This window comes from Bradyrhizobium sp. sGM-13, from assembly GCF_018398875.1.
Taxonomy (GTDB): Bacteria; Pseudomonadota; Alphaproteobacteria; order Rhizobiales; family Xanthobacteraceae; genus Bradyrhizobium.
The window spans coordinates 1-1,708 of sequence record NZ_JAGWDK010000130.1; the positions used below are offsets into that span (position 1 = coordinate 1).

General features: G+C 64.0%; 1 protein-coding gene. It reads left to right on the forward strand.

The window, feature by feature from the left end; genetic code table 11:
- Positions 1 to 98: 98 nt before the first annotated feature.
- Positions 99 to 1,502, forward strand: coding sequence for an IS1380 family transposase (locus tag KJQ96_RS38415; RefSeq protein ID WP_213291147.1), 1,404 nt, complete (start codon positions 99 to 101; stop codon positions 1,500 to 1,502).
- Positions 1,503 to 1,708 lie beyond the last annotated feature (206 nt).

The following is a 1,708-nucleotide window of genomic DNA, read 5'->3' on the forward strand; positions in this document are numbered from 1 at the left end:
CTAGCCCGGATATCTCACAGCATTAGGCGCATCGGGGCGCCGAATCAGCGAAAGTTCTTTTGCGAGAAGGACTTTCGGACGATTCGAGGAGCGCCCCGATGCCGACAGAGTGTAGCGCAGAACTGGTTCGCGCTGAACTGTTTGAGTTTGGCCCTGTGGAGGGCCGCGCCGTGGTGACGGGATTTGACGGTGGAGCGATCACCTCAGATGCCGGGGCTTTGCTGTTGGGCGCGGCGGATCGGGCGATCGGGCTGGTTGGCCGGTTTGCCGAATGCTTCATCGATCGGCGGCGGCCCGAACTTGTCGAGCATCTTGTGCCGACGCTGGTCGGGCAGCGGATATTCGGGATTGCGCTCGGTTACGAGGACCTCAACGACCACGACGAACTGCGGCACGATCCGGTGATGGCGGTGCTGGCGGGTAAGCTGCAAGCAGGCCGAACGGATTGTGCGCCGGTGGCCGGCAAGTCGACGCTCAACCGGCTGGAGCTGAGCCGTGAGGTGGCGACGCGTTACCATAAGATCGCGCACAATCCGGCGGCGATTGAAGCGTTGTTTGTCACGCTGTTCCAGGAGGCGCACAAGACGGCACCCGGGGAAATCATCCTTGATCTCGACGCCACGGACGATCCGCTGCACGGGCATCAGGAGGGGCGGTTCTTTCACGGCTACTACGACAGCTACTGCTATCTGCCGCTGTACATCTTCTGCGGCCGTCATTTGCTGGCGGCGAAGCTGCGGCCCGCCAACATCGATGCCGCGGCGGGTTCGGTCGAGGAGGTTTCGCGGATCGTGGCGCAGATCCGGGCACGCTGGCCGCAAACGCGCATCATCCTGCGCGCCGATTCAGGCTTTGCGCGCGATGCGCTGATGAGCTGGTGCGAAGCTAATGGGGTCGACTTCATCTTCGGGCTGGCCAGGAACGTGCGCCTCGCCCGGGCGATTGGAGCCGAGTTGGCCGAGGCGCGCGCCGAGAGCCAAACGACGGGGCAAGCCGCGCGCCGCTTCAAGGAGCTGATCTGGACGACCCACAAGAGCTGGAGCCGCAAGCGACGGGTCATCGCCAAAGCCGAGTGGACCAAGGGCGAGGCCAATCCACGGTTCATCGTCACCTCGCTGACCGACGCCGATGGTGACGGCCGGCATCTCTACGAAGCGGTCTACTGTGCCCGCGGCGAGATGGAGAACCGCATCAAAGAATGCCAGATGGACCTGTTCGCCGATCGCACCTCCACCGCCACCATGAAGGCCAATCAGTTGCGGCTGTGGTTCGCCTCGATGGCTTACGTGCTGCTTGAGGGCCTACGTCGCATCGCCCTGCAGGCGACCGAACTGGCCGACGCCGCCTGCGGCACCATCCGCCGCAAGCTGCTCAAGATCGGCGCGCTGGTCACCATCAGCGTTCGCCGCGTCAAATTCGCCATGGCGTCCGGCTGTCCCTACAAGGCTACATTTGCGACCGCGCATCGCGCCCTTGTCGCGGCTGCCGCCGACACCTGCTGAGCCGCGCGTGCCTCTCCTACATAACCGTTGTTGGTCCAGCGCCGCTGCCGCTCGCCCGCCTTCACCCTCATGCCGTGTACCGTCGAGCCAAGACTCGCTTTCAGCGAGCCTACTGGCTCACCTGACAGCCACCCAGCGACAAAATGCTGTCCGGCACCAAGTCCCGGGCTTACAAACCCCGGGTGTGTGAGATATCCGGGCTAGCA